This window comes from Acinetobacter sp. SwsAc6, from assembly GCF_013391565.1.
Lineage (GTDB): Bacteria > Pseudomonadota > Gammaproteobacteria > Pseudomonadales > Moraxellaceae > Acinetobacter > Acinetobacter cumulans.
Genome location: NZ_JACAXE010000015.1, coordinates 59,952 through 86,588, shown reverse-complemented (window position 1 = coordinate 86,588; position 26,637 = coordinate 59,952). Strand labels below are relative to the sequence as shown.

The following is a 26,637-nucleotide window of genomic DNA, read 5'->3' as shown; positions in this document are numbered from 1 at the left end:
TTTTGATAAATAGGTTAAATCATGGAAATAGGTGTTGTTTTAATGATGCTGGTGACGGTTGCTGTCGTTATTGGTGTTTCTGTGATGAGTTATAAAATGCTGGTAAATGTACGTAAGCAAGAAGCTTTAGAACGAAAACAAGCAGGTGCTCCAGAGCGCCAATTGCATCCTAAAATTAAACAACAACAAGATCAAAATAATAAATAAGCCATTGATTTTGGATCATTCATAAAAAAGCTGAACTTAAAGTTCAGCTTTGCTGTTTTTGATTTGTATGGGGCGGGTTGCGCCAAATTCAAAGCGGTCTGGCCAGTTGCAAACATCGGACACAATGCATTCATTACATTTGGGTTTACGTGCAATACAGCAATAACGACCATGTAAAATGAGCCAATGATGAGAGTCTACAATAAATTCTTTGGGGATGACTTTTACTAAGCGGTGTTCGACTTCGAGCACATTTTTGCCTACCGCTAATCCAGTACGATTACCTAAACGAAAAATATGTGTATCTACCGCCATTGTAGGTTGGCCAAATGCAGTATTCAGCACCACATTGGCCGTTTTACGTCCTACACCGGGTAAGGCTTCAAGGTCGGCACGGTTATTTGGCACAATACTGTTATGCTTTTCAATGAGCATTTTGCAGGCGTTAATCACATTTTCGGCTTTTGAATTATATAAACCAATGGTCTTGATATATTCTTTGAGTCCTTCTACACCTAGGGCATAAATGGCCTCAGGAGTATTGGCAACGGGGAATAATTTATCTGTGGCTTTATTTACGCTTACATCGGTTGCTTGTGCGGACAGCGTGACGGCAACCAATAATTCAAAAGGATTAGAATAATTAAGTTCTGTTTCTGGGTGCGGACGCTGCGCTCTTAAGCGTTCAAAAAAAGTCTGAATTTGCTTTTTAGTCATGTTTTTTACAGTCATGCAGATGCTCCTTGCAATGCATTGAGTTGTGCAGTCAGTTGCTCAAGCATTTGGCGTTTATTGGCATCCTCACGCACACTAAGCTGTTTTTCTAACTTCTTAATTTGTGTGCGAATTTTAGCTAATTCAATCGTGGTTTTTGCATCCAGTTTAACCGCAACTGGTTCAGGTTTTTCAGCCACTTGTATGTCAGGCATAGCGGTAGATTGCGCAGAAAATTGAGCAAAAAGAGCAGTATCAATTTCAGCACGAACAACAGGCCCTTTACGATCTACACGACGCTTTTCTTCACGTTGAATGTGTGAGTAATAACGATCACGTAAATCATTTTGCTCAGCAATACGAATAAGGTCTGTCGGAACACTTTGTAAATCTTCGACCAAATCAATGCAGTCTACAGGGCAGGGTGGAATACATAGTTCACAACCTGTGCATAAATCGGTCAAAATGGTATGCATCAGTTTGCCAGAGCCAATGATGGCATCTACTGGGCAGGCACTAATACATTTGGTGCAACCAATACATTCATCTTCACGAATAACGGCTTTCATTCGTTGTGGGCGACCATCGCTCTGTGTTGGCCAAACACTTTCTTCAGCGGTCAGTTTGTCACGACCTAACAAACTGGCGAGTGCATCAGCAACAGGCTGACCACCTGGAACACATTTGTTGGCATCTTCACCTTCCGCAATCGATTTGGCATAAGGTAAGCAACCATCGCGGTGACCACATAAGCCACACTGGGTTTGCGGTAACAAGGCATCGATACTTTGGATAAGGGAAAATTGAGTGTTCATGTGAAACCAAAACTGCGGGGCAGACAAAATGTTAAAAAATGGCTGAAAAGCAATACTAGCATGTTTTTGAACATAATTCTTCTGCACGAAAATAGCACTATAAATGCATTAAAATCGCGCAAAAAAGTAATCTAATATATGCATAAAAGTTATTAAATGTATAACTAAAAGTGTTGTTAGTTTTAATTAAATTGCTGTTGTTAAACAAAAAATAAAGTTTTTTTAAAAAACTGTTGCTGAATGTAAACAAAAGATATTTAATGTTTTGCGCCAAAATAAATCATTGATTGAAATTTTGACCAATTTTGATCCATTTCTGCTGAGGATTAAGCGTTGAAATACAACAGCCTTAACGACTTCCTAGATTACGTAAAATCACGTGATGCTCATCAACCAGAATTTCTTCAAGCTGTTGAAGAAGTAATGACCAGTCTTTGGCCATTCATTGAAAAGAATCCACAATATGCTGATTACGGTCTACTTGAACGCCTAGTAGAACCTGAACGTGCGATTCAATTCCGTGTATCTTGGGTTGATGACAAAGGTCAAACGCATGTAAACCGTGCTTTCCGTGTTCAATATAACTCGGCAATTGGTCCATTCAAGGGTGGTATGCGTTTCCACCCATCTGTAAACCTTTCAATTCTTAAATTCTTAGGTTTCGAACAAACATTTAAAAACGCATTGACTACTTTGCCTATGGGCGGTGGTAAAGGCGGTTCAGATTTTGACCCTAAAGGTAAATCTGAAGGCGAAATTATGCGTTTCTGCCAAGCGCTTATGATCGAACTTTACCGTCACCTTGGTTCTAATACTGACATCCCTGCGGGCGATATCGGTGTTGGCGGCCGTGAAGTTGGCTACATGGCGGGTATGATGAAGAAGCTCAGCAATGACACTTCAAGCGTATTCACTGGTAAAGGCTTAACTTTCGGCGGCTCATTGGCTCGTCCAGAAGCAACAGGTTACGGTACTGTGTATTTCGCTGAGGAAATGCTCAAGACTCGTGGCGATAGCTTTAAAGACAAAGTGGTAACGATTTCAGGTTCTGGTAACGTTGCTCAATTCGCTGCTGATAAAGCAATGTACCTAGGTGCGAAAGTGGTTTCACTTTCTGACTCTGCTGGTACTGTTTACGTAAAAGATGGTTTCACAACTGAACTTCTTGCTGAAGTGATGGAACTTAAAAACGTTAAACGTGGCCGTATTTCTGAGTTTGCGTCTAAACACGGTTTTGAATACCTTGAAGGCAAACGTCCTTGGGGTATTAAGTGCGACATCGCACTTCCATGCGCAACTCAAAATGAATTAGATGAAGCTGATGCTGAAGCTCTTCTTGCAAATGGCGCAATCTGTGTTGCTGAAGGCGCGAACATGCCTTCAACTTTGGCTGCAGTAGAGAAATTTGTAGAAGCGAAAATTCTTTATGCACCAGGTAAAGCATCAAATGCGGGCGGTGTTGCAACTTCTGGTCTTGAAATGTCACAAAACGCAATCCGTTTGGGTTGGACATTTGAAGAAGTTGATGAGCGTCTACACGCGATCATGAAAGAAATTCACCGTAACTGCGTGAAATTCGGTACTGAAGAAGACGGTACTGTGAACTATGTAAATGGCGCGAACATCGCTGGCTTCGTAAAAGTTGCTGATGCAATGCTTGCTCAAGGCGTTTACTAAGTTCTACGCAAGTTCGAACTAAAAAACCGAGGCTAATGCCTCGGTTTTTTTATGCGCTTTAAAAGCCAAAGCTTGATATGCGCGAAGTAGGGTGAATCCTATATTCGTTACTGTTTCAGCGATGCTTAAAGCTTATAGTGTGCCTTTTACAGCTTCACGCTCTACAGCCATATCATAGATATAGGCATATTTAGATTGATCCGCAGCTGGGTTTTTCAGCTCATAACGTTTAATACGGATGATCTGACGCTCATTTGGGCTGTGTTGAAAGCCTTCAATTTGGTCGTAGAATAATGTCCAGTCTTTATCAACTTGGGTTTTTATCCCATTTTCGGCATATTTAATTTCACGCACTTGTAAACAAGTTTGTCGTGCAACGCCTGTGCATTGTTTGGTTTCAGGGCTGATTTCTAAAAAGATGGTTTCAGCTTGAGTTTGGTATTTTGTTTCAGGTGTCATTTTTCCAGTAAAAACATACTGCTTACCATTTTTTGCTGTCAGCGTTAGGGTCGGCGCATTGATGTCATTTAAATTGAATAAAAATGCGGTTTTACCGCCATCAAAAATTTGACTTGCAATGCCTTCTTGTTGCATGCGGTCTTGTGGGCAAGCCATCATTGTAGCGGCCATATTCCCTGTAACAATCGTATTATTTTCAGCTTTCCAGCTTGTACTTAAGTTATTACAGCTGGTTGAAATACCAAGCGTACCATTATTCAGGAAATTTAAAACCAAAGGCTTTTCTGAACCTGTATTGGTGCTCCATTGGTATGAACTTAAAGTCTTACTTGCATTTTGCTGTTGTAATACAGACACGGCTAGATCTCCTGCTTTTTGTAGATCAGCGGTTTGGCAGGCAGCCAGTGTGAGTGGAAAAAGAGCAATGGCTAAAAATTTTAATTTCATATTTTAGTCTACAAATAATTGATTTAAATAACAGAATTTAGAATACATAAATTAAATCATAAACTAATGGATACATTTTGGGCATTTAAGTATCAAAATGTATCCATAAATAAATATTTGTTAATATATAAAAATAAATTATTAAATGCTTTTAAATTAGTCAAAGCGATAAATGTCACGTCCTAAAGCGCCCATAGAATAGCTATGATGCACAATGTTAAAACGGTTGCCAGTGCCCATGGCAAAGAACAGTGGTGCAAAGTGTTCTAGGGTTGGATGATTACGCATGACATAGGGGATCTCTTGCCAATCAAGCACTGCATCAAAATCATGGTGTTGTAATTTAGCCACGACATAATTACGAAATACTGAGCACCATTCAGGAGTGGTTGGCTTAGGATTTTGCCATTCGATTTCACGTAAATTGTGGGTAATACTGCCAGAACCAATCAGTAAAATTTGCTGTTCACGCAGCACCGCTAAAGCGCGTCCAATCTTATAAATTCGTTCAGCGGATAAGTTCATTGGCAATGAAATAGAAATGAGTGGAATATCTGCTTCTGGGTACATGTGTAGCAAAGGCATCCACACGCCGTGATCACGTGGACGTGTGTTATTGGCATGCGCTTCAAATCCTGCTTGAGCCAGTAGTTCTAAAATATGCTCAGCAAGCTCAGGCTGACCGGGCGCTGGATAGCGTATCTCATAGAGTTCGCTCGGAAAGCCACGGAAGTCATGCCATGTTTCAGGACGTGAAGCTGTACTGACTTCTATATCTTTACTCTCCCAATGGGCCGACATCACAATAATGGCTTTGGGCTTTGGTAGGTTAAGACTCAGGCGTTCGAGTGCAGGCCCAATTTGCTCGGGATTGATGGCTAACATTGGAGAGCCATGAGAAATGAATAAGCCAGGCAAAGTCTGTAGCTTCATAGGAGAGATATGCCCTAAATAAATTTAGGCATGTACATTTACATGCCCAAAATGAAAAAGTGAATCTTTATAACATGATTCTACACAGGAATAAGTGTGTAAAAATGACAGTTGAATTTAAGTGAAATTAACCTGCACGATGGTAAGGGTGGTTATTATTAATACTCATGGCTCTGTAAAGTTGTTCAATCAGCATCACGCGTACCATTGGGTGAGGCAGGGTGAGCTTTGAAAGCGACCAATGCCATGCAGCAGCCTTACGCACGGCCTCAGAGTGTCCATCTGGCCCACCAATCGCCAACACAATATCATTGCCTTCAAGCATCCATCCTTTCATGGTTTCTGCCAGCTTTTCTGTACTGAACTCACGGCCACCGACTTCTAAAGCAATGAGTACTTCATTGTGCTTCATTGCATTTAAAATACTGTCACCTTCAATTTGGCGGTATTTTAAAATGTCAGCTTCAGAATCGTTTTTGCCTCGTTTTGCCATAGGCAATTCAATAATCTGCGTTTGTACAAAAGGCTGAATACGTTTGAAATAATCTTCAAATCCAGTAAGTACCCAAGCAGGCATTTTTTGGCCAATGGTCAAAATACGAATTTTCATAGTGAGCAGGGTAACAACAAGAAACGCCTATTATAACGATGTAATACGCTATTGCGAATTTCAGACACAAAATGCAATTGAATTAGGTCGAATATTGTTGCTTTAATATCCGAATAGCGTCTGTGGTCTACGCCATAACTGGTCAAAATAATGATATAAAACCATCAGTAGTGAGAATAATAATAATGCCTCAACCCTGCAAAAACTCTGTTCAATCCCTTGGTTTAATCCTTAGCCTTTTATCGTTATTCAGTTTGAGTTCTATAAGCTTTGCTGCTGTACCTGCAGATGCTAAAAATTTGCGTGTATATATGGAGCAAGTGATTGGTGCTCAAGCAGGTCGTCATGCCAAAAACATTCAAGAGTTAAATCGAGTATCGGCATGGATACGCGAGCAAATGCGCTTGTTTGGTGTGCCGTGTCAGTATCAAAACTATACGGCAAATAGTTTGCCTTATCGTAATGTGGTGTGCTCTTTAAATGCGGGTAAAAAACAAAAGGTGATTGTGGGAGCACATTATGATGTGTTGGAAGACACCACGGGTGCTGATGATAATGCCTCTGGTGTGGCAGGCGTGATAGAGGTTGCACGTATTTTGGCCACAGAAAAAACCAGTTTAAAACATAATGTCGATTTTGTTTTTTATACTTTGGCTGAGCCACCATATTTTGGAACAGAAAATATGGGAAGTTTTATTCATGCTAAGTCTGTAGCCAAGCAAAAACAAAATATTGCTGGGGTATATATTTTAGAGATGATTGGCTATTTTGATGAAAATGAGGTGCAACAATATCCAGCAGGATTAAAGTGGATTTACCCAGCACATGGTAATTTTATTGCTGCAGTGGGTAATTTAATGTCACGTGATTTGACTTATGACTATTGCGCAACCATGAGAAAACTCAATCAACTGCAATGTGAGCGTTTGATTGCACCAAGTTTTATGCAAGATTTAGATTTTTCAGATCATTTGAATTATTGGAAATTTGATTTCCCTGCGATAACCATTACAGATACCGCGATGTACCGCAATAAATACTATCACACTCGTCAAGATACTTTGGATCGTTTAGATACCGAAAAAATGGGGCAAGTGGTGAATGGCGTTGTCAAAATGCTACTTAACTGAGAAGCATAAAAAACGCAGTCCAGAAAGCCATCGGACTGCGAAAGGTGGTTACCAACCTGGAGATGTTGGTAGCCATTCTAGATGTAATCATCTAAGAGCAAAAAAGAAACATACAGCGCGTATGATCTTATTAAAAATATGGGGAGTGTGGTTTATATTTCAAGCGAAAAAATTAAATCAGTATAAAAATATAAAGTTTTAGTTTTGAATTTTATTGTTAATTTAAACTTTATCAGTAATTTAGCTTATTTAAATAAAATTCATTTTTTTATGTTTTTTAATCAAGTGTTGCTTGCTAGGAAGCAATGAACAGAGTCGTCATATTCAATGTGAAGTGCTTGACGTACCTTAATTACACCTTTAACCCTTTTAACTGAGTCTAAGTTGAGGACATTAAAAAGCCCTGTCGAAACAGGGCTTTTTACATTGCTATAATTTAATTAATGACGGGCAGCTTTCGCTTCATCATTGGCTTTTACAATCGGTGCTTTTACCAAAGGTTTTGGCGTGTCCACTAAAGCCAAAGGTAAAATTTCATCAATCGATTTCACGGCTTTAATTTCTAAACCAGCTTTAACGTTCTCTGGAATTTCAGCCAAATCACGAACGTTTTCCTGAGGAATAAACACTAATTTAATTCCACCACGGTGTGCAGCTAAAAGTTTCTCTTTTAGACCACCAATTCGCATTGCACGGCCACCTAGGCTTGTTTCACCCGTCATTGCAATATCTGGGCGAATCGCAATACCTGTGAATGCCGAAACTAAAGCAGTCGTGAGCGCTAAACCAGCAGATGGGCCATCTTTTGGTGTTGCACCTTCAGGTAAGTGTACGTGTACATCTGTTTCTTCAAAACGTGAAGATTCAATACCTAACTCATCTGCACGTGTACGTACAACGGTCATGGCTGCGGTAATGGATTCTTTCATTACATCGCCAAGTGAACCTGTGGTAATAAACTTACCTTTACCTTTCACTGCCGCAACTTCAATGGTAAGTAATTCACCACCAACAGAAGTCCACGCTAAACCATTCACACGACCCACTTGAGCTTCATCTTCAGCCATACCGAAGTCGAATTTGTGTGGACCTAAGTAGTCTGGTAAGTTGCCTGAATTCACTTCAATTTGAAGATTTTTGGCTTTTTTGCTGACCGCTTCTTTCACCACTTTACGCGCAATTTTAGACACTTCACGCTCAAGGCTACGCACACCAGCTTCACGTGTATAACGCTGTACGATGTCGCGAATGGCTTCTTCGTGAACTGTTAATTCTTTTGCACGTAGACCATTATTTTTAATGGCTTTAGGCACAAGGTAACGCTCAGCAATATTCACTTTTTCATCTTCGGTATAACCCGGTAGACGAATCACTTCCATACGGTCAAGCAATGCTTCAGGAATATTCATGCTGTTTGCAGTACAGATGAACATCACTTCAGATAAGTCCAAATCAAGATCTAGGTAATGATCGTTGAACTTATTGTTCTGTGACGGATCAAGTACTTCAAGTAGCGCAGAAGCAGGATCACCACGGTAGTCTTGTGCCATCTTGTCGATTTCGTCGAGTAAGAACAGTGGGTTCTTTACGCCAACTTTTGTTAAAGACTGCACAATTTTACCCGGCATCGCACCGATATAAGTACGACGGTGACCACGAATTTCTGCTTCATCACGTACGCCACCAAGCGCCATACGGACGAACTCACGGCCTGTTGCTTTTGCTACAGACTCACCTAATGAAGTTTTACCTACACCAGGAGGACCCACTAAGCATAGAATCGGCCCGCGTAATTTTTTCACGCGTGACTGTACTGCAAGGTATTCCACAATGCGGTCTTTAACGTCATCTAAGCCGTAGTGGTCTGCATCTAAAATTTCTTGCGCTTTGGCCAAGTTAATGCTGACTTTGCTGGCTTTATTCCAAGGTGTATCTAAGATCACCTCTAAATAGTTGCGAACAACAGCAGCTTCGCTTGACGCAGGTTGCATCGCTTTTAATTTACGGAATTCATTTTCTGCTTTCTTACGCACATGCTCAGGCAAATCTGCTTCAGCAAGACGTTTTTCAATTTCTGCAACGTCATCTTCTGCACCGCCATTCATGTCAGAAAGTTCACGCTGAATCACCTTCATCTTTTCATTGAGGAAGTATTCGCGCTGATTTTTCTCCATTTGACGTTTTACAGAATCATGCAGTGTTTGTTCAATCTGCTGTTCTTCAGACTGTTGCAACAAATAAGTCATTAATTCTTGCAAATGCGCTTCAAAAGCATCGTGCTCTAAGAATTTTTGTTTCACATCAATGTTTAGCGGTACACGTGTTGCAACAAAGAACAATAATTGCAGTAAGTCATCAATTTTATTGGCAGCCGCAATCAGTTCACGTGCATTACGTAGCTTAGCCTCAGCGTACTGAGCAAACAGCGTGCGTAGTTCTTCAACACGATTTTGCTGTGCATCAGCATCAGTATCAATGGTCATTGGACTTAAGCTATGCTCAGCAGTCAAATAATCATTGTCATCAATGATTTTTTCGAGTTTAGAGCGATGCAAGCCTTCAATTAAGACCTTAATGCAGTTCTCGTCATTTTCGTGATTTACAACCTGCACAATCTTCGCGACAGTACCGTATTGATATAAGTTTTCGTGATCAATTTCTTCTGTAAGCGAATCTTTTTGTGCAACTACAAATACTAGATTGTCACTGTTACGAGCCACATTCACTGCGTTAATCGATTTTTCACGACCAACAAACAGTGCAATTTGCATATGCGGGTAAACCACCACGTCACGCAACGCTAAAAGCGGTAAAACGCTAGGAACTTCGAGTTCTAAGCTTTCTTCATTCATAATAAGTTCAGACATGGGCACTCCTAATGAGTGACAACGGTGTTGCCATATTTTTTATAGTGATGGGTATTTTAAAAATTACAAGGGCGACGTGATATAAATTGTGCAAAAAATAAGTAAATATATGTTTTTTAACCATTGTTAATGGTCAAAATGATCAATTTAACGTTTGAAACGTAGAATGCGTTGCGGCGTTAACAGTGCATCGAGGGGTTGATCCCATTTTTCACGCTTTAAACATGATTTATAAAGTTGAAACTCATGTGCAAGCCCTAAGCGAAAAGGTCGCTGAATAGCGCTGGCAAGGGTTTTATCATAAAAGCCACCGCCCATGCCAATTCGAGTACCTGCTGTGTCACAGGCCAATAACGGCATAAGCACTAAATCTAAATGGCCAATATGTAACCCTCTTGCACGTATAGGCTCTCGCATCCCTAGACGATGGGGTACAAAGCGCTGTGTACGGAATTGATGCTGTGAAATTCGCACCCATTGTAAGCGTTGGTTCATATTACAAATGAGAGGTAAATACACTGCTTTACCGTGTGCAAAGCAATATTCAATGATTTTTTGGGTATGGATCTCACCAAAGGCATGTAAATAGATACCAATGTGCTGGGCATGTTGAAATTCTGCGAGGCGAATTAAACGGTTGAGAGAGGCTTGTTCAGCTTGTTTTTGTTGGAATTTATTGAGGCCACGGCGTTGCTGTCTTAATTGTTTGCGGAGCTGTTTTAAATCGACACAAAATTCAGGCATACGAGAAGCAGAAGTAACAGAGCGTATGGATAGTCTAATCCTTTTATAGAACAACTGCATAGCGTTTGTATTGCGAAATGGGCGCTTGTGTGTAGTGACCATGAGTTTACGGTTCATCGGATTGGGTTATTTTGGTCGGATAAGCTTATTTATTGTTGAACTACATTTGTATATTAATTTGTCTTGATCTGGCCTTAGAAAGGAAAAGCCAGCAAGTTTAATCCGCAAGAAAATAAAAATATGGAAATACAGGAAGGACAAAAATGACAAAGCGTACACCATTATTTAAATACGGTTTAGGGACAGTTTTGGCACTTGCAAGCTGTTGTGGCCTGAGTCATGCAGCCCCATTAAATAGCCAGCAAGTTTTTTTTGTGGGCAATAACTGGGATGGCACGGTAACAGTGATTCGGCCTTCGGGTGACTTTGCTAAAATTGGCGTGATTAATATGGTGCCAGATCGTAAAGAGCGCCTGAAAGAAATCTATTTAAACCCCATCAAGCTGGTGGCGTATAGCTATATTCGAAATACCGCTGGCGAGGGCAATGACCAATTGGTTGACGACATGTATTCCACGCCAGATGGTAAGTCTGTGGTGGCATCGCGTCCAAGCTATGCAGATGTGGTGTCTATTGATATTGCAAGTGGAAAAATTAATTGGCGAACTTCTGTAGAAGGCTTCCGTGCAGATCACATGGCAGTTTCACCTGATGGTTTACGTGTGGCGGTATCGGCTTCTTCTGGTAACGTGGTGCAGGTATTAGATATTCAAACGGGTAAAGAATTAGGTCGCTTTGATACTGGTGATAAACCTCATGAAAATATCTATTTTGCGGGTGGCACTAAAATTATCAACTCAGCCATTGGTAATGTTGAAACGCCAATGGATGCAAGCTGGCAAGATTTTACCAAAGGAAAGCGTTATCTCACGATTGCAGATGCCAATAACTATAAGATATTGAAAAAAATTGACTTCAGGCCAGCGCTGGATGCCTTTGGACGTAAAGATTTATCCAATGCTGTTCGACCGATGGTGTTAAGTAAAGATGAGTCAAAAATTTATGCCCAAGTATCATTTTTTAATGGTTTGATTGAATACGATTTGAATCAAGACAAAATCACACGCATTGGTCAACTACCAGGTAGCTCAACGATTCCTGCTGACCGTACCAAGTGGGTGAATGACTCACGCCATCATGGTTTATCGATGAGTGCAGATGGTGAGAAACTGTGTGTCGCAGGCACGATGGATGATTATGCAACTATCGTTGACCGTAAAACTTTAACCGCAGCCAAGTTAATTCCAGCAGGTAAACCGTATTGGGCAACCCGTAGCCCGAATGGCAAAAGTTGCGTGATTTCTGAAAGTGCCAATGATGTAGTGACCGTAATTGATTTTGAGACAGGCGAGAAAGTGCTGAGTGTACCCGTTGGCAATCATCCTCAGCGTGTGCGTATAGGATATGCACCTGCAGGATGGAGCAACTAAGGTGATGGACTGCATAAAGCGAGTACATTCCACTCGCTTTATGCATGAAGTTTTAAGCAATTTCGCGTAGATACAAGGATGAGCAAAAGGAGTGCTTATGCGTCATTCATTACAATATGCAAGTTTGGCCCTCGTGGTTGTGTTGGGTGGATTTGGGCTGAGTAAAATATTACAGCCAGCAGAAGCTATGCAAACGCAACAACAGAAGAGCGGCGAGGTAGAGCGACCATTACAAAACACTGTGTCACAGCCTCAGTCTAAAGAGACACAGCAGACGACGACGCTTATTTCGCAAGTACCACAGCAGGTGAGTCCTGAACTTATTCAGCAACGCGACGAGCTATATCAAGCTTTTGAGCAACTAAGTTATCGTTTAAGTCATGGGCAACAGGTTGATCCTCGTGAAGTCGATCGATTGCTCAAAACGCAAGTGAATTTGGTTCGTGTAGGTGCATTAACAGCGGATGATGCGATTCACTATAGTCAGTTTTTAAAAAAGATCATGCCTGATATGGAACGCAGTTTGGATGGATATATTCAACAGCTTGAGCAATTGAAATCTTAATTGAAAAGTATTGGGTATAGCCGATTCGATTGAGTCTTAAGATAAAAAATTGGCGATAAAAAAACTTCCCGAAGGAAGTTTTTTTATGTTTTTACAGCATACTCAGTTTGATACACACCGTGTCATGCTTAAGCTTGAGCATTAAAGCCCTGCAATTTTAGCGCGAGCAGCATGTAATTTTTTATAGCTTTCAATCAGACGTAAATGACGGTCTAGACCTTCAAGTTGCATATTAGTTTCAGTTAAACCATAGAAACGAACCTCGCCTTCAACTGTGCCCATTACTGCATCCATACGTTCATCACCAAACATGCGACGGAAATTGTAGGCATAGTCTTCGAGTTCCATTTCATCATCCAGCATGACTTCAAGAACTACATTCATACACTGATAGAATAAACCACGTTCAACAGTATTGGTGTTGAACTGAAGGAATTGGCCTACCAAATCATGTGCTTCTTCAAATTGCTCTAGTGCAAGATAGATGAGAATTTTCAGCTCTAAAATGGTTAATTGCCCCCAAACGGTATTGTCATCAAACTCAATACCAATCAAGGTTTTAATTTCAGTGTAGTCATCTTCATCCGCTTCTTCTAAGCGTTCAACTAAAGCCTCAAGTTGTTCGTCATCTAAACGGTGCAGATTTAAAATGTCTTCACGGTAAAGCAGTGCTTTATTGGTATTGTCCCATACAAGGTCTTCAACCAAATAAATTTCAGAATAATCAGGGACTAAAATACGGCAGGCTGTTGCACCAAGGTGTTCATAGACCGCCATATAAACTTCTTTGCCCATCTCTTCTAAAATAGCAAACAAAGCGTCCGCAGATTCTTGGTTGGCATTTTCACCTTCACCAGCAAAATCCCATTCTACAAATTCGTAGTCAGACTTTGCGCTAAAGAAGCGCCAAGACACCACACCGCTTGAGTCAATAAAGTGCTCTACAAAGTTATTAGGTTCTGTGACTGCATTTGAACTAAAGGTTGGTTTTGGTAGGTCATTTAAACCTTCAAAACTACGGCCTTGTAATAGCTCAGTTAAGCTACGTTCAATCGCGACTTCCATATTTGGATGTGCACCAAAGGATGCAAACACACCGCCAGTACGTGGATTCATTAAAGTCACACACATGACAGGGAATTCACCGCCCAATGACGCATCTTTAACCAATACAGGGAAGCCTTGTTCTTCAAGGCCTTGGATGCCTGCAACAATACTTGGGTACTGAGCCAAAAACTCAGCAGGTACGTCAGGCAAAGTTAATTCACCTTCTAAAATTTCACGCTTAACTGCACGTTCAAAAATTTCAGATAGGCATTGTACTTGTGCTTCCGCTAAGGTGTTACCCGCGCTCATACCATTTGAAAGATATAAATTTTCAATCAAATTTGATGGGAAATATACAGTTTCTTTATCAGATTGGCGTACAAAAGGGAGTGAGCAAATGCCACGTTTTGTATTGCCTGAGTTGGTGTCGTAAAGATGCGTACCCAATAACTCTTCATCAGGATTGTAAATTTCCAGCGTATATTCATCTAAAATTTCGCTTGGTAATTCACCATTTGGACCCGGTTGGAACCATTGTTCTTCTGGATAATGCACAAAAGGCGCATTGGCGATTTCTTCACCCCAGAATTGGTCGTTATAGAAGAAGTTACAGTTTAGACGTTCAATAAACTCACCGAGTGCAGATGCTAAAGCACTTTCTTTCGTTGCACCTTTACCATTGGTAAAGCACATTGGCGATTGAGCATCACGAATATGTAAAGACCAAACATTTGGCACAATATTACGCCAAGATGCGATCTCAATTTTCATGCCTAAGTCCGCCAAAATACCCGACATTTTGGCAATAGTTTCTTCTAAAGGACGGTCTTTACCTAAAATATAAGTATTATTTTCAGCAGTCAGGCTTGGAATCAGCAAGGCTTGAGCATCAGCATCAATGCTTTCAACTTCTTCAATAATAAATTCTGGACCCGTTTGAATAACTTTTTTAACAGTGCAACGGTCAATTGAACGCAAAATCCCTTGGCGGTCTTTTTCAGAAATATCTGCAGGCAACTCCACCTGAATTTTGAAAATTTGCTTGTAGCGGTTTTCAGGGTCAACAATATTGTTTTGAGAAAGACGGATATTGTCTGTCGGAATGTCACGGGCTAAGCAATAAACTTTGACAAAATAAGCCGCGCAAAGTGCAGAAGACGCTAAAAAATAATCAAAAGGGCCTGGTGCCGAACCATCACCTTTATAACGGATTGGCTGATCGGCAATCACCGTGAAGTCATCGAACTTAGCTTCTTGTCGAAGATTGTCGAGATAATTAACTTTGATTTCCATGTAGGCACCTAAATTCTTAGTTGTCATCACGGACAAATAAGCAGTAAAAATGAATCAAGCCGAACGCTAGGATAAACATTGACTTAAAAAATATGAGCGGACACTGACATACAAAACTTTGGTGTTATGTAAGGCATAGTCCTGAATGCAGCATATTATAGAGGGAATTTGCAGTGATGATAACTTTAAGTCGCTTATTCATACGCTTTATGTTTGCTTTGACGATTTATGTCCCTTCAGCACAATAAAAGTAGGACATTTGCTTGTGCTTTAAAAGGTTGATACTAGGCAGTATTGTGGACAACTGATCCCTCTAAATTCTTAAAATATTTCTGTTCAAAAGCTTCTGGGCTTAACCAACCATTTGCAGAATGCCTTCTGACCCGATTGTAATAAATCTCAATATAGTCAAACAAGACAGCATTCGCCTCTTTTCGAGTGGCAAACACACTGTCATGTACCACATGACCTTTCAATGTATGAAAAAAGCTTTCGGTCACTGTATTATCCCAACAGTTCCCTCTGCGTGACATGCTTTGAATACAGTTATTCGTTAATAATAGCGTTCTAAAATCACAACTACAGTACTGTGAGCCTGAGAAGCATTGCTTCGCAAGTGAATGTACCATGACACCCGTTGGATACCCTTGACGAGCCATTGCATAATGAAACGCATCACACACCAATTGACGGTCTATTCGATGGCTGGTTTGCCACCCCACAATACGACGACTAAATAGATCCAGCATCACACATAAATACAGCCAACCTTGCTTGGTACAGATATAGGTAATATCCGTTGTCCAAACCTTGTTAGGCTGAATGACTGTAAATTGACGCTCTAACAGATTGGGTGCTGCAGGAAAACGATGGTTTGAATCAGTCGTATGCTTGTATTTACGCGAAATCCTGCTGCGTAAACCCAGCTTTTTCAGCATTTAACCATTTCTTGTATCTCCAAAGTTTACGTTACGTTATCTTTAGAGGGAAGTGCTGTCCATTATTTTGGCTAGGACAGAAAAGCGGCTACTAATTTAATAGTAGTCATTTTGTTCTTTCTGTAGGTTTCGACTTTAGTTAAACGTCTTTGAAAGTCTTTTAATACCTTCGCCATTTATGGCTTAAAGTTGTGCTAAATACGAGTGAGGGAAATGACAAAGAATTTATTGTATATTTGGCAGGATATTAGAAAAATAAATAAAAACAGAATTTTATAATAATTATAAGAGAGAAAATAAATAGCTCCGAAGATGCCGCTGCATGTCGTTACCCTGAACCCGAAGAAGTTCAAGGTGGACGCGACGCATACTTGCTGGGTTTCCTACACGAAGGTAGGCATACACTCTAAATATGCAGAACACAATCCGGAGATTTAAGTATCGGCAGGGATATAGACGCGCTGGCGAACACCTCAGAGTTATGCCAAGTATAGCGAATAACGAGGCTTTGGCAAATCTTTTGGCATGTATAACTGTAAAGCGATGTTTAATTGGCTAGGCTTTAGGCAAAAAAAATCTTGCTTATTCAGCAAGATCTTCTACTTCTTCAAGAATAGCTTGGAGCAAGCGCTCACAATGTTCGTACTCTTGTAAACTTTTATTCATACTGAGCACTTCTTGCATCAACTCTAGCGCTACCATAATGATCAGTTTGCTAGGTTCCATACGCGGTGCTTTACGACGGAACTCATCATATTTGTCATTGAGGAGTTGAGCTGCGCGTTCGAGTTCTGGCTGTTTTTCTTGCGTTGTGGCTAAACGAAAGTTATGCCCTAAAACTTTTAAATCTACTGGAATTGCTTCGCTCATGCTTAAACTTCCTCATTAACATCGGCAGGGTGGGCCAATTGTTGAATTTCTTGCGCATGATGATCTTGTGCGGTACCCAAGACAGATAAACGCTGAATAATCGCTTCAACTTTTGCTTTGGCATGCTCATTTTTTTGTAATAAGCGTTCGCGTTCTTTTTCTAAGTTTTGAATTTCTTGCTGCGCATGGCGCTGCTCATTCTGAATTTTCTCTTTGACAATGCGTAACTCATTACGCTCAGACAAAATTTCTTGAAAGCGATTTTTTAAATCGGTGCAACTTTTTTCTAAACGACTATAGCGATCCGCTAAGGCCGAGGCATCTGTATTGAGCTTTTGAAATTGACTTCGAGATTCAGCGAGTTGCTCAGTCAGGTTATCAATTTCTTCTTGTTTCTTGGTGATGATGCCATTTTTTTGCACAATTTGACTATGGTGCTGTTCATTCGCTGAGTTCTTATCTTCAGCTAAAGCATCATTTTCCGATTCATAATGCGCGAGGCGTGTTTTTAAAACACCTATATGCGCTTGCAGACGCTGTAATTCTTCTAACATATCGTGGTCGCACAGTATTGCAAACAAAGGTAATATATAAGAAGTATAGAGATTGGATAAACGAATGCAAGACGATATTTCAGGTTGGTCGGAATGGGACCAAAATTTTAAGGCAATTGAAGAGATTTCAAGCCCAAGTGAGTTACACGGCCTGCTTACAGGTATAGTTTGTGTGTCTCAAGCACCTACGCGTGATGAGTGGGAACAAATTTTATCTACACTTGAAGTGCTCGAAATTCATCCTGAAGCTTTAGCAATACTGACTGACGAATCAGAAGATATTGCAAATGCATTGTCTGATGACGAATTAGACTATTTACCCCTACTTCCAGATGACACACATTCATTGGCTGAGCGTGTACAAGCCTTGGCAGATTGGTGTGCAGGTGTGGTACTTGGTTTTGGTTTAGCAGCAGGTCACTTACGTGCTGAAGAACATGAACTGATTGAGCATTTACAAGATGTCGCTGCTGTAGAGTTTGATGAATCTGACGATGACGAAGAAGGCGAAGAAAGCTACCAAGAATTATACGAATTTGTGCGTTTAATTCCTGTAAGTTTGTCGATGGGGCGTAAGAAAGTAGAAGTGTCTGAGACGCCTTTATTGCAACTACACCTTGGTAAATCAAATTCCCAAGCAAATGCTGACAGTACTAATGTTGTAGAAATGTTTACACCGCACCGTCCGAGTTAATCGGGCGTTGTGTTTCCAAATTTCATTTTCAATTCGAGCTTTTAAAAACCAATGAAAAAACTGACTCAAGAAGACTTTCAAGAACGTCGTGATCATCTCGCAGCTGAAATGGGTTTACGCAGTATTGCTATTATTTCGACGCGTGCAGAAATGTTACGTAACCGAGATGCTGATTATAAGTATCGTAGCGATAGCAGTTTTTTCTATTTGACAGGTTTTGCAGAGCCTGAAGCGGTTGCGGTGATTGAAACCTTTGATTCGGAAGAAGACGGCTATAGTTATAGCTTATTTTGCCGTGAACGTGACCGCGAAATGGAAATTTGGAACGGTTACCGCGCTGGTGTAGATGGCGCGGTAGACGATTATGAAGCAGATGAAGCTTATGCGATTGATTTGCTTGATGAGGAAATTTTAAGCAAGCTTCAAAATAAAGATAAGTTATTTTACCGTATTGGACAAAATGCCGAATTTGATGCACGAGTTACAAAATGGTTAGCAACAGCGGGGGGCGAAAGCCGTCGCGGTCATGCGATACCGGGTCAAGTGATTCAGCTTGACCGTATTGTAGATGAAATGCGTTTGCAGAAATCTGCAGATGAAATTGAACTGATGCAAATTGCTTCTAATATTTCAGCACAAGCACATACACGCGCTATGCAAACGGTTAAACCGGGCATGATGGAATACGCGCTAGAAGCTGAACTGAATTATGTTTTTGGTAAAAATGGCTGTGTGCCGTCATATAACAGTATTGTTGGTGGCGGTGAAAATGGCTGTATTTTGCACTATGTAGAAAATGATAAAGAATTAAAAGACGGCGATTTGGTACTGATTGATGCTGCTTGTGAATATCAGCAATATGCATCAGATATTACCCGTACTTTCCCAGTCAACGGCAAATTTAGCCCAGAACAAAAAGCGCTTTATAATGTCGTGCTAGATGCGCAAATTGCTGCGATTGATGCGGTACGCATTGGCAACTCTTATAAAGAACCGCATAACGTTGCAGTACGTATTTTAGTTCAAGGCTTACTGGATCTTGGCATCATGCAGGGTGATCTTGAGGAAATTATTCAGAAAGAAGCCTACCGTCAGTTTTATATGCATGGCACAGGGCATTGGTTAGGTATGGATGTGCATGATGTGGGTTCATATAAACTAGATGGCGAATGGCGTGCTTATGAAGCAGGGATGGTCGTGACTGTAGAGCCAGGATTGTATATTGCACCAGATGATGAAACAGTGGATGCAAAATGGCGTGGTATTGGTATCCGTATTGAAGATGATGTGGTGGCAATGCCAAATGGCCCACATGTTTTAACAGCAGCAGTTGTGAAATCTGTAGAAGATATTGAAGCGCTGATGGCGAAAGCGAAAGTTGCTTAAGTTAAGACAGTAGTAAAAAAGCCGATCAGATGATCGGCTTTTTTACTTCATTTAAAGATTAAGATTTTTGCAAAAATTCAGTCGCTAATTTTAAAAATTCTTCCGGTTTTTCATATACAGCCATATGTCCAGCTGCCAGTTCAGCATATTCAGCGTGTGAAATCAGCGCTACAGCGTCTTTGGCCAGTACACTTGGCACCATGTAGTCATAAGTACAGCCAATCACCAAGGTCGGTTTGTTGATTTTCTTCGCTTGAGCAGTCACATCGGTATGAATCAGCAACTCAGCTTGGCGGATAAATCCTTCCCAATTATTGGTTTGCAGCGTGTTTTCTAAGGTTTGCGCCATGGTATTTTCATCCCATGCCGAGGTGAAGTTTGCGCTAAAACCTGTTTGAATAATAATACTCGACATCGCTTTACGGTTGTTTTGACCTAAATCTTTCCATAGCTCAAATTGGAGCTTAGTGCGTGCATTGCCTTTAAGATAAGGGGCCAATAACACCACAGATTTTACATATTCTGGGTATTCTGCTGCGATATAAGTCGAAACACTGGTGCCTAATGAAAAGCCAATTAAATCAAATGGCACAGCATCGGCAGCTTTTGCCGCTGCAATCACTTGTTCTGCCAATTGAGCAGTGCTTAAAGGCTGGCCCTCATCGGTTGTTTCACCTGAACCCGAATAGTTTGGACGAACCACTTTATAGTGCGGGGCAAGAAATTCAACAAAATGCCCCCAGTTCGACTCGGAGTTTGCGCCTGCGCCATGCACCAGCACGATGTTTAATGGGCCGTCGCCATCAACGCTATAGGAGATTTTTGCATTTTCGATTGTTGTAAATAAGTTCATTCGTTGTACATTCTCATGTGTTTGGAATGAAATCACTATAAACTCTGACAGCACTGTGAGAGTCAAGGGGGTAAAAATGCAAATTGGTCAATTAGCTAAAAAATCAGGCATCAGTATCCGCATGCTTCGTTATTATGAACATCAAGGATTAATCGTTCCGATGCGCAGTGAGTCAGGCTATCGCATTTATAATGCCAAGGATGAAGAGCGACTTCGCCGTATCCGCATCTTGACCAAGGCAGGGCTGACTTTACAAGCCATCAGCCTGTTACTGCCGTGTATTTCGGTTGAACAACTAGATGTCGATCCTTGTGAACAAGTCATCGATTCGCTGAAAAATGAATTAGACAATATCAATAAAAAAATTGAAAATCTTCAAATCAGTCAGCAGTATTTGTCTGATTATTTAAACATTTTACAGCAAAAAAAGAGCATGTTGACTTAAGTGCATAACGCGTCATGTTTTGGATAAAACACGATTTTCTCAATCATTCTAAAAGCTTGAGCAACTTACTGATGCCATACTCAATATCGGTTTTTTTGACATGATCGCGGGCCAAACTTGAAATGCCAATCAGGAAACTATCAAAGATAGTGGCTAATCCAATGCTGTCTATATCCGTTGATATCTCACCAGATTCGATGCCGCGCTGTAGGGTTTGAATAAAGCCTTGGCGAGTTTTATGCCGAGATTGTTGCAAGATTTCCGTTACATGCTGGTTCTCTGCAGAAGGTGCCAACACGGTGCTCAAAGCCACCATACAACCCAAAGGATGACTTGGATCATATTGCATATTTAAAGATTGCTGTAAGGCTAAGGCGATTGCGTCTTTCGCAGATAGCGTGTTATCCCACAGCGCCTCAGTCACCGTTGCATAGGTATCGATGTAGTATTGGCTTACTTCTTGAAACAAATTTTCTTTAGAACCAAAGGCTGCATAAAAACTCGGGGAAGAAATATTGCCCATAGCCACTTTTAGTTGGCTTAAAGACGTTGATTCATAACCATAATTCCAAAATAAATACATGGCCTGCTTCAATGCCTCATTGCGATCAAACTCTCTAGGACGTCCAGTCTTCGCCATCTCAATTCTCCTGTCACAGAATATTAATATACTAATCGATATAGAAGTCGTTGACAAAAGTCTATTCATTGTTTTTAATTGTGTACTGATCGATATATAAGTGTAAGCGCAATTGAAATGGCGCAAAACAATCAGTCAATTAAAAGTGAATAACATGATGAAACAGTTAGAAGATGTATCGCTGGATTCTAAAAATAATGCGCCGATGCCAGTTTTTGCTTTATTGGCACTGGCCATGACTGGCTTTATTTGTATTTTTACCGAAACCATTCCAGCAGGTTTATTACCGCAAATCTCAGCAGGGCTGAATGTTTCTGAAGCCCTAGCGGGACAGTTGATTACGATTTATGCCCTTGGTTCTTTACTGATGGTAATTCCACTCACCATTTGGACACGTGCATGGCCAAGACGCCGTACTTTACTCCTGACGGTATTTGGTTTTTTGCTTTTTAATTCAATTACAGCGCTGTCTGATCATTATATTTTGACTTGTATTTCTCGCTTTGGCGCAGGCGCCGCAGCAGGCTTGGCATGGAGCCTATTGGCAGGCTATGCAAGACGCATGGTCAGTCCAGCTCAGCAAGGCAAAGCTTTAGCAATTGCCATGGTCGGGACACCCATTGCGTTGTCACTGGGCATACCTTTAGGCACTTGGCTGGGGCAGATGATTGGTTGGCAAATGACATTTTTCTTGATGTCTGCTTTGGCGATTGCCTTGGTGATTTGGATCTTTATTGCAGTTCCAGACTTCCCCGGTGAAACAACGCGGCCAGAAAATTTAATTTTCAGCGTATTAAAAATACCCGGTGTATTTTCAGTACTGGCAGTGATTGTGACGTGGATGCTGGCGCATAACATTTTATATACCTACATTACGCCATTTTTGTCTTTGTCCCATTTGGATGCAAATGTTGACCAGATTTTATTTTTATTCGGTGCGATGGCTTTACTCAGCATTTGGTTTACAGGTCATTTAATTGATCAGCATCTAAGACATTTGGTCATTGCCAGTTTATTGATCTTTTCAGTGATTTCACTGTTCCTCGGACTGTTTTTATATTCAGCGCCCGTGGTGGTTTTCAGTATTGCCATTTGGGGATTGACCTTTGGCGGCGCTGCAACACTTTTACAAACGGCATTAGCACAAGCAGCAGGACAGCATGCCGATGTTGCCTTGTCTATTAATGTGGTGGTTTGGAATGGCGCAATTGCGCTGGGCGGTATTTTGGGTGGCTTATTGCTCAATCAATTTGGCGCACAAGTTTTGCCTTGGGTCATGCTGTTGATTTTAGTCGTGGCGTTCATCATTGCGCTTTGTGCCAAGTCGAATGGCTTTAAAACTCAGTATCTCTAAACCCATATTTCTAAAGATGAAACAAACAAAAAACGATTCTAAGTAAACACGAAATGAAGATTTAAACGTTGTTCAGTTTGAGTCAAACGCAACAATCAACAAAGCAGTAAATACACAATCAAAGAGGTTTAATTTTATGAAAAAACTACTACTCGCAACATTTACGTCACTGACTTTAGCTCAATCCGTGATGGCTACACCGCAACTGAATACCACACATGAATTTCCTGTGATGAAGGGATATAGCAGTTATTATGATGATATTGATGGCGTGAAACTGCACTATGTGAAAGGCGGAAAAGGGCCTTTGGTATTTTTAGTTCATGGTTTTGGGCAGTCTTGGTATGAATGGCACCAGCTTATGCCGACTTTAGAAAAAAATTACACAGTTGTTGCGGTCGACTTGCCGGGTCTTGGGCTTTCTCAGCCGCCAAAATCTTTTAAAGGTTCAGATGTATCTGAAATCTTATATAAGTTGGCAACAAAATTAAGCAATGATCAGCCGTTTTATTTGGTTGCACATGATATTGGCATTTGGAATAGCTATCCAATGGCAGTGAAGCATCAAGATAAAATTAAAAAATTGGTGTTTATGGAAGCGCCGATTCCAGACAAAAGCATGTATGAATTCCCTGCATTCTCAGAACAAGGCGAATCATTGGTTTGGCATTTCAGTTTCTTCGCAGCCAAACAAAACCTAGCTGAAACCTTAATTAAAGGACATGAAAAATTCTTTTTAACCCACTTTATTCATGAGCATGCCACCAATAAAACAGTATTTACACCACAAGTGTTAGACATGTATGCCAAGTCGTATTCGAAACCGCATACGCTGAATGCATCATTTGAATATTACCGTTCTCTGAATGATTCAATTAAAGAGAATGAAAGCATTTCCAAAACCAAATTGAATATGCCAGTGCTTGCGATTGGCGGAGGCGGTCATGGTGGTATGGGGCAATTCCAAGTAGATCAAATGAAGCAATATGCGACCAATGTGACGGGTAAAGTGATTCCAAATTGTGGTCATTGGTTACCTGAAGAGTGTGCGCCTGAACTGAATAAAACTGTGGGTGACTTTTTAAATGCCAAGTAAACACTAAGGATAAAACAACAAGGCTTAACATCAAGGCATCAGGTTTTTAGCTTGATGTGTCCATTTGAATGCATCAAAACATGACCAGTTCAAATGAAGTCGATTTAAATAAGCTGTGGCTGAGTCTGATGAACTCAGCCATTGTTATGATGATCTTGATTGATTTGCTATTTTTTAAGTGGAATATTTACGTCAAGCTAGGCTTTATTTTGTATTTATTCAGTGCAAATACCCGCAACAAATTTGTATTTCATTATAAAAAATCATGCCCTTGATGTAAGATAAAATCCATTACAGAGTATATGTATTTCGAGTGAATTTCCTAAATTCGAATACTTGATAAAAAAGGAAGCAAGCATGCAGCAAGAAGTCATCATTGTCGGTGGTGGTATGGTCGGTTTAAGTCTGGCACTCATGTTGGCCAAAGCCAAAATTGGCGTAAAACTTTTAGAAGCCATCAAATACCCAAATTATGATGATGCAAACCTTGCGCCTTATCACTCGAGTTTTGATGCACGAAACAGCGCTTTATCACGCCGTAGTGTACAAATTTATCAAGAATTGGGCTTGTGGGATGCATTACAAGAACATGCAGTTCCGATCTTAGAAGTGAATATTACAGAACAAGGTAGTTTTGGTAAGGCACGATTACTTGCAGATCAAGAGAAAGTCGAAAGCTTTGGACAAGTCATTGAAAATGCATGGTTAGGCCGTGTACTCCTTACGGAAGTTAAACAAGAACCATTGATTGAACTGATTGATGGTGTGCAAGTGACTTCACTCACGCAAGATGCAGACTTTGCTTATATTGAAGCTAAGCGTGGCGATTATACCCATAAATTACAAGCAAAAATCGTGATTGCAGCAGATGGTCGTGACTCATTTTGCCGTAAAGCCCTAGGCGTTGGCGCATCAGAACATGACTATGACCAAGTTGCGATTGTAACGACGGTACAAACTTCTAAACCGCATGGTCATGTAGGCTTTGAGCGCTTTAGTCCATTGGGGCCATTGGCATTATTGCCATTGCCAGGTGAATACCGCCGTTCAGTGGTATGGCCTGTTCCGAAAGGCACAGAACATGAATGGATTGGCGAAGACAAAGACCAACATTTCCTAGATGCTTTACAAGAAACCTACGGCGATCGTGCAGGAAAATTCCAAAAAACCGGTAAACGCTTTAGCTTTCCTTTGTCACAAGTGCTTGCAGAAAAACAAGCAGTGGGCCGTGTGGTATTAATGGGCAATGCTGCACATACCATTCACCCAGTTGCAGGTCAGGGCTTTAACCTGTGCATGCGAGATGCGCATGTCTTGGTGCGTTATTTAACTGAGCAAGTGGAAAAAAATGCCGATTTAGGCGAAGCAAATATGCTACAAGACTACGAAAAATCACGTCTCAAAGATCAGCAACGTGTCATTAAGTTCTGTGATTCTGTGGTACGTGGCTTTAGTAATCAAAATCCTATGCTGAAATTGATTCGCAACACAGGTTTAATGTGCTTTGAAAATATTCCGGGCATGAAGCAACTCGTAGCCAATTATGCGATGGGATTAAAATCATGAGTACATCAACACATGTTCTTGATGCTGTAATTGTCGGTGGCGGTTTAGTCGGCGGCTTAACGGCATTACTGTTGGCGCAAGGTGGTGTACAAGCAACTGTGCTCGATGCTGCACCTATTTTAGATGCAGAAAAAACTTTAGCTGTAACCAATCCACGTGTATTGGCACTGAGCCAAGCGACTATTCATTTGCTTAAAACTGTAGGGGTATGGGACATATTGGCCCGTCAGCAACCTTATACAGGCATGCAAGTGTGGAATAAAAACGGCTATGGTGAAATTAACTTTGGTACATCGTCAGAGCAAACACCAAAAGTTGAACATGCCCTCGGTTCAATGGTGGAGCCGAGTATTTTGAATCTGGCTATTCAGCAAAAAATGTTAGCTACGCTTCACGATTACCGAACTCAAGTGAAAGTAAAACGCATTGAGCGCGGTGTAGGTGTTTGGTTAGTACACTTGGCAGATGGCACAACGTTACAGACCAAACTGCTGATTGGTGCAGATGGTGCAAACTCATTTGTTCGTGAGCAAGCTTTTATTGAGCTGGATGTACTTGACTATAAACAAGCAGGTTTAAGCTGTGGTATTCGTACGGCACAAAAAAATGCGCATGTTGCCCGTCAAATTTTCTTAGAAACTGGGCCTTTGGCGTTTTTACCTATGACCAGTTTAAAAGCTGAAGAAAATGGCCATTGGCAATCTATTGTGTGGACCTTGCCAGATGATTATGCAGAAGAATATGCCAAGCTATCCGATGCTGAATTTACAGCATTGCTCACTCGTGAAAGCCATCACATGCTGGGTGAAGTTTTAGAGGCAACAGCGCGGGCAACTTTTCCATTGAAAGCTCGTGCTGCACAGCAATATGTGCAAGATGGCTTGGCCCTCATTGGTGATGCTGCCCATGTGATACATCCATTGGCAGGTCAGGGTGTGAATATTGGTTGCTTAGATGCGGCCGTGTTATGTGATGTACTATTACATGACAAAGCGCGTGGCGTGTGGGCACATGAGCAAAGCCTCAAGCGTTATGAGCACCGCCGTAAAGGACAAAACGATGCCATGATGCATAGTATGTCTGCGATTGGTTGGATGGAAACCACACAACTTTTCCCTGTGGTCTGGGCGCGCAATTTTGGATTAAAGCAGGTTGAAAAATTACCAATGCTCAAAGATGCTTTTATGTCTCAAGCCAATGGCTTAGGGCTTTTAAAAGATACGCGTTATTCGGCTTAGCCTAA

24 protein-coding genes, 1 other RNA gene and 1 pseudogene are annotated in these 26,637 nt (G+C 40.9%); 12 read left to right on the top strand and 14 right to left on the bottom strand.

Translation table 11 applies throughout. The annotated features are described in order from the left end of the window. Positions 1 to 21: 21 nt before the first annotated feature. Positions 22 to 207: a hypothetical protein gene (locus HYG93_RS11420; protein WP_106986140.1), complete on the top strand. Its 186-nt coding sequence runs from the start codon at positions 22 to 24 to the stop codon at positions 205 to 207. 36 nt (positions 208 to 243) lie between these two features. Here HYG93_RS11420 and nth read toward each other — a convergent pair whose 3' ends face one another. After that, positions 244 to 939, bottom strand: coding sequence for an endonuclease III (nth, locus tag HYG93_RS11415; RefSeq protein WP_178962489.1), 696 nt, complete (start codon positions 937 to 939; stop codon positions 244 to 246). Beyond that, positions 936 to 1,763 (bottom strand): RnfABCDGE type electron transport complex subunit B, encoded by an 828-nt coding sequence (locus HYG93_RS11410; RefSeq protein WP_256733457.1) that lies wholly within the window; start codon positions 1,761 to 1,763, stop codon positions 936 to 938. The genes nth and HYG93_RS11410 overlap by 4 nt, the downstream gene beginning before the upstream one ends. A 306-nt stretch (positions 1,764 to 2,069) precedes the next feature. On the opposite strand from HYG93_RS11410, the gene gdhA reads away from it, so the two are divergent. Continuing rightward, a complete protein-coding gene (gene gdhA, locus HYG93_RS11405; RefSeq protein ID WP_106986138.1) occupies positions 2,070 to 3,413 on the top strand; it encodes an NADP-specific glutamate dehydrogenase in 1,344 nt (447 codons plus the stop codon). Positions 3,414 to 3,545: 132 nt separating this feature from the next. On the opposite strand, the gene HYG93_RS11400 is transcribed toward gdhA, so the two are convergent. The 3 genes from HYG93_RS11400 to rlmH all read right to left on the bottom strand — a co-directional run bounded on the left by HYG93_RS11400 (position 3,546) and on the right by rlmH (position 5,862). Continuing rightward, positions 3,546 to 4,319, bottom strand: coding sequence for a DUF4377 domain-containing protein (locus HYG93_RS11400; protein ID WP_106986137.1), 774 nt, complete (start codon positions 4,317 to 4,319; stop codon positions 3,546 to 3,548). Positions 4,320 to 4,475: 156 nt separating this feature from the next. Next, the gene (locus tag HYG93_RS11395; protein WP_106986136.1) at positions 4,476 to 5,252 is read right to left on the bottom strand and encodes a dioxygenase; all 777 of its coding nucleotides are present in this window, start codon (positions 5,250 to 5,252) and stop codon (positions 4,476 to 4,478) included. Positions 5,253 to 5,379: 127 nt separating this feature from the next. Continuing rightward, positions 5,380 to 5,862, bottom strand: a complete 483-nt coding sequence (gene rlmH, locus HYG93_RS11390; protein WP_106986135.1) for a 23S rRNA (pseudouridine(1915)-N(3))-methyltransferase RlmH — start codon at positions 5,860 to 5,862, stop codon at positions 5,380 to 5,382. 185 nt (positions 5,863 to 6,047) lie between these two features. Between rlmH and HYG93_RS11385 the strand changes: the two genes are divergently transcribed. Next, complete coding sequence (locus HYG93_RS11385) at positions 6,048 to 6,992, top strand: M28 family peptidase (protein WP_372658918.1); 945 nt, start codon at positions 6,048 to 6,050, stop codon at positions 6,990 to 6,992. A 440-nt stretch (positions 6,993 to 7,432) separates the two neighbouring features. On the opposite strand, the gene lon is transcribed toward HYG93_RS11385, so the two are convergent. Together lon and HYG93_RS11375 are read right to left on the bottom strand one after the other, a co-directional pair. Next, on the bottom strand, positions 7,433 to 9,859 hold the full coding sequence (gene lon, locus HYG93_RS11380; protein ID WP_120366574.1) for an endopeptidase La: 2,427 nt from the start codon (positions 9,857 to 9,859) through the stop codon (positions 7,433 to 7,435). A 147-nt stretch (positions 9,860 to 10,006) separates the two neighbouring features. Continuing rightward, a complete protein-coding gene (locus HYG93_RS11375) occupies positions 10,007 to 10,603 on the bottom strand; it encodes a 5-formyltetrahydrofolate cyclo-ligase (RefSeq protein ID WP_106986133.1) in 597 nt (198 codons plus the stop codon). A 263-nt stretch (positions 10,604 to 10,866) separates the two neighbouring features. On the opposite strand from HYG93_RS11375, the gene HYG93_RS11370 reads away from it, so the two are divergent. Together HYG93_RS11370 and HYG93_RS11365 are read left to right on the top strand one after the other, a co-directional pair. Then, positions 10,867 to 12,093 (top strand): YncE family protein, encoded by a 1,227-nt coding sequence (locus HYG93_RS11370; protein WP_117007929.1) that lies wholly within the window; start codon positions 10,867 to 10,869, stop codon positions 12,091 to 12,093. A 97-nt stretch (positions 12,094 to 12,190) separates the two neighbouring features. After that, complete coding sequence (locus HYG93_RS11365) at positions 12,191 to 12,658, top strand: hypothetical protein (RefSeq protein WP_117007927.1); 468 nt, start codon at positions 12,191 to 12,193, stop codon at positions 12,656 to 12,658. A 141-nt stretch (positions 12,659 to 12,799) separates the two neighbouring features. Here the strand turns inward: HYG93_RS11365 and HYG93_RS11360 are convergent, their stop codons facing one another. The 5 genes and pseudogenes from HYG93_RS11360 to HYG93_RS11340 all read right to left on the bottom strand — a co-directional run bounded on the left by HYG93_RS11360 (position 12,800) and on the right by HYG93_RS11340 (position 17,360). After that, on the bottom strand, positions 12,800 to 14,998 hold the full coding sequence (locus tag HYG93_RS11360; protein WP_106986131.1) for an OsmC domain/YcaO domain-containing protein: 2,199 nt from the start codon (positions 14,996 to 14,998) through the stop codon (positions 12,800 to 12,802). Between the two features lie 284 nt (positions 14,999 to 15,282). Continuing rightward, positions 15,283 to 15,936: pseudogene (locus tag HYG93_RS11355) on the bottom strand (IS3 family transposase); the annotation flags it as partial. 299 nt (positions 15,937 to 16,235) lie between these two features. Beyond that, positions 16,236 to 16,419, bottom strand: a non-coding RNA gene (gene ssrS, locus HYG93_RS11350) — 6S RNA. Between the two features lie 99 nt (positions 16,420 to 16,518). After that, positions 16,519 to 16,806 carry a cell division protein ZapA gene (locus HYG93_RS11345; protein ID WP_106986130.1) on the bottom strand — a complete coding sequence of 96 codons (288 nt, stop codon included), beginning with the start codon at positions 16,804 to 16,806 and terminating at the stop codon, positions 16,519 to 16,521. A gap of 2 nt (positions 16,807 to 16,808) precedes the next feature. After that, positions 16,809 to 17,360 carry a hypothetical protein gene (locus HYG93_RS11340; protein ID WP_106986129.1) on the bottom strand — a complete coding sequence of 184 codons (552 nt, stop codon included), beginning with the start codon at positions 17,358 to 17,360 and terminating at the stop codon, positions 16,809 to 16,811. Between the two features lie 64 nt (positions 17,361 to 17,424). Here HYG93_RS11340 and HYG93_RS11335 point away from each other — a divergent pair, with 64 nt between their 5' ends. Both HYG93_RS11335 and pepP read left to right on the top strand, forming a co-directional pair. Further along, positions 17,425 to 18,054 carry a UPF0149 family protein gene (locus HYG93_RS11335; RefSeq protein ID WP_106986128.1) on the top strand — a complete coding sequence of 210 codons (630 nt, stop codon included), beginning with the start codon at positions 17,425 to 17,427 and terminating at the stop codon, positions 18,052 to 18,054. Positions 18,055 to 18,105: 51 nt separating this feature from the next. Next, positions 18,106 to 19,440, top strand: a complete 1,335-nt coding sequence (pepP, locus tag HYG93_RS11330) for a Xaa-Pro aminopeptidase (RefSeq protein ID WP_106986127.1) — start codon at positions 18,106 to 18,108, stop codon at positions 19,438 to 19,440. A gap of 58 nt (positions 19,441 to 19,498) precedes the next feature. Here the strand turns inward: pepP and HYG93_RS11325 are convergent, their stop codons facing one another. Next, a complete protein-coding gene (locus HYG93_RS11325; RefSeq protein WP_106986126.1) occupies positions 19,499 to 20,293 on the bottom strand; it encodes an alpha/beta fold hydrolase in 795 nt (264 codons plus the stop codon). Between the two features lie 76 nt (positions 20,294 to 20,369). Here HYG93_RS11325 and HYG93_RS11320 point away from each other — a divergent pair, with 76 nt between their 5' ends. After that, positions 20,370 to 20,738 carry a MerR family transcriptional regulator gene (locus tag HYG93_RS11320; protein ID WP_106986125.1) on the top strand — a complete coding sequence of 123 codons (369 nt, stop codon included), beginning with the start codon at positions 20,370 to 20,372 and terminating at the stop codon, positions 20,736 to 20,738. 43 nt (positions 20,739 to 20,781) lie between these two features. Here HYG93_RS11320 and HYG93_RS11315 read toward each other — a convergent pair whose 3' ends face one another. Beyond that, the gene (locus tag HYG93_RS11315) at positions 20,782 to 21,378 is read right to left on the bottom strand and encodes a TetR/AcrR family transcriptional regulator (RefSeq protein WP_178962487.1); all 597 of its coding nucleotides are present in this window, start codon (positions 21,376 to 21,378) and stop codon (positions 20,782 to 20,784) included. Between the two features lie 154 nt (positions 21,379 to 21,532). Between HYG93_RS11315 and HYG93_RS11310 the strand changes: the two genes are divergently transcribed. The 4 genes from HYG93_RS11310 (at position 21,533) to HYG93_RS11295 (ending at position 26,632) form a co-directional block, all read left to right on the top strand. Then, a complete protein-coding gene (locus HYG93_RS11310; RefSeq protein ID WP_256733451.1) occupies positions 21,533 to 22,732 on the top strand; it encodes an MFS transporter in 1,200 nt (399 codons plus the stop codon). Between the two features lie 136 nt (positions 22,733 to 22,868). After that, a complete protein-coding gene (locus tag HYG93_RS11305; RefSeq protein ID WP_279678461.1) occupies positions 22,869 to 23,828 on the top strand; it encodes an alpha/beta fold hydrolase in 960 nt (319 codons plus the stop codon). A 357-nt stretch (positions 23,829 to 24,185) separates the two neighbouring features. After that, complete coding sequence (ubiH, locus tag HYG93_RS11300; protein ID WP_106986122.1) at positions 24,186 to 25,394, top strand: 2-octaprenyl-6-methoxyphenyl hydroxylase; 1,209 nt, start codon at positions 24,186 to 24,188, stop codon at positions 25,392 to 25,394. After that, positions 25,391 to 26,632, top strand: coding sequence for an FAD-dependent monooxygenase (locus HYG93_RS11295; protein ID WP_178962486.1), 1,242 nt, complete (start codon positions 25,391 to 25,393; stop codon positions 26,630 to 26,632). The genes ubiH and HYG93_RS11295 overlap by 4 nt, the downstream gene beginning before the upstream one ends. Positions 26,633 to 26,637: the final 5 nt, after the last annotated feature.

What these genes read in the sequence shown, in the direction of transcription:
- HYG93_RS11420 (WP_106986140.1), top strand. Translation starts at nt 22, where the DNA reads ATGGAAATAGGTGTTGTTTTAATGATGCTGGTGACGGTTGCTGTCGTT.
- nth (WP_178962489.1), bottom strand. Translation starts at nt 939, where the DNA reads ATGACTGTAAAAAACATGACTAAAAAGCAAATTCAGACTTTTTTTGAA.
- HYG93_RS11400 (WP_106986137.1), bottom strand. Translation starts at nt 4,319, where the DNA reads ATGAAATTAAAATTTTTAGCCATTGCTCTTTTTCCACTCACACTGGCT.
- HYG93_RS11395 (WP_106986136.1), bottom strand. Translation starts at nt 5,252, where the DNA reads ATGAAGCTACAGACTTTGCCTGGCTTATTCATTTCTCATGGCTCTCCA.
- rlmH (WP_106986135.1), bottom strand. Translation starts at nt 5,862, where the DNA reads ATGAAAATTCGTATTTTGACCATTGGCCAAAAAATGCCTGCTTGGGTA.
- HYG93_RS11385 (WP_372658918.1), top strand. Translation starts at nt 6,048, where the DNA reads ATGCCTCAACCCTGCAAAAACTCTGTTCAATCCCTTGGTTTAATCCTT.
- lon (WP_120366574.1), bottom strand. Translation starts at nt 9,859, where the DNA reads ATGTCTGAACTTATTATGAATGAAGAAAGCTTAGAACTCGAAGTTCCT.
- HYG93_RS11375 (WP_106986133.1), bottom strand. Translation starts at nt 10,603, where the DNA reads ATGCCTGAATTTTGTGTCGATTTAAAACAGCTCCGCAAACAATTAAGA.
- HYG93_RS11370 (WP_117007929.1), top strand. Translation starts at nt 10,867, where the DNA reads ATGACAAAGCGTACACCATTATTTAAATACGGTTTAGGGACAGTTTTG.
- HYG93_RS11365 (WP_117007927.1), top strand. Translation starts at nt 12,191, where the DNA reads ATGCGTCATTCATTACAATATGCAAGTTTGGCCCTCGTGGTTGTGTTG.
- HYG93_RS11360 (WP_106986131.1), bottom strand. Translation starts at nt 14,998, where the DNA reads ATGGAAATCAAAGTTAATTATCTCGACAATCTTCGACAAGAAGCTAAG.
- HYG93_RS11345 (WP_106986130.1), bottom strand. Translation starts at nt 16,806, where the DNA reads ATGAGCGAAGCAATTCCAGTAGATTTAAAAGTTTTAGGGCATAACTTT.
- HYG93_RS11340 (WP_106986129.1), bottom strand. Translation starts at nt 17,360, where the DNA reads ATGTTAGAAGAATTACAGCGTCTGCAAGCGCATATAGGTGTTTTAAAA.
- HYG93_RS11335 (WP_106986128.1), top strand. Translation starts at nt 17,425, where the DNA reads ATGCAAGACGATATTTCAGGTTGGTCGGAATGGGACCAAAATTTTAAG.
- pepP (WP_106986127.1), top strand. Translation starts at nt 18,106, where the DNA reads ATGAAAAAACTGACTCAAGAAGACTTTCAAGAACGTCGTGATCATCTC.
- HYG93_RS11325 (WP_106986126.1), bottom strand. Translation starts at nt 20,293, where the DNA reads ATGAACTTATTTACAACAATCGAAAATGCAAAAATCTCCTATAGCGTT.
- HYG93_RS11320 (WP_106986125.1), top strand. Translation starts at nt 20,370, where the DNA reads ATGCAAATTGGTCAATTAGCTAAAAAATCAGGCATCAGTATCCGCATG.
- HYG93_RS11315 (WP_178962487.1), bottom strand. Translation starts at nt 21,378, where the DNA reads ATGGCGAAGACTGGACGTCCTAGAGAGTTTGATCGCAATGAGGCATTG.
- HYG93_RS11310 (WP_256733451.1), top strand. Translation starts at nt 21,533, where the DNA reads ATGATGAAACAGTTAGAAGATGTATCGCTGGATTCTAAAAATAATGCG.
- HYG93_RS11305 (WP_279678461.1), top strand. Translation starts at nt 22,869, where the DNA reads ATGAAAAAACTACTACTCGCAACATTTACGTCACTGACTTTAGCTCAA.
- ubiH (WP_106986122.1), top strand. Translation starts at nt 24,186, where the DNA reads ATGCAGCAAGAAGTCATCATTGTCGGTGGTGGTATGGTCGGTTTAAGT.
- HYG93_RS11295 (WP_178962486.1), top strand. Translation starts at nt 25,391, where the DNA reads ATGAGTACATCAACACATGTTCTTGATGCTGTAATTGTCGGTGGCGGT.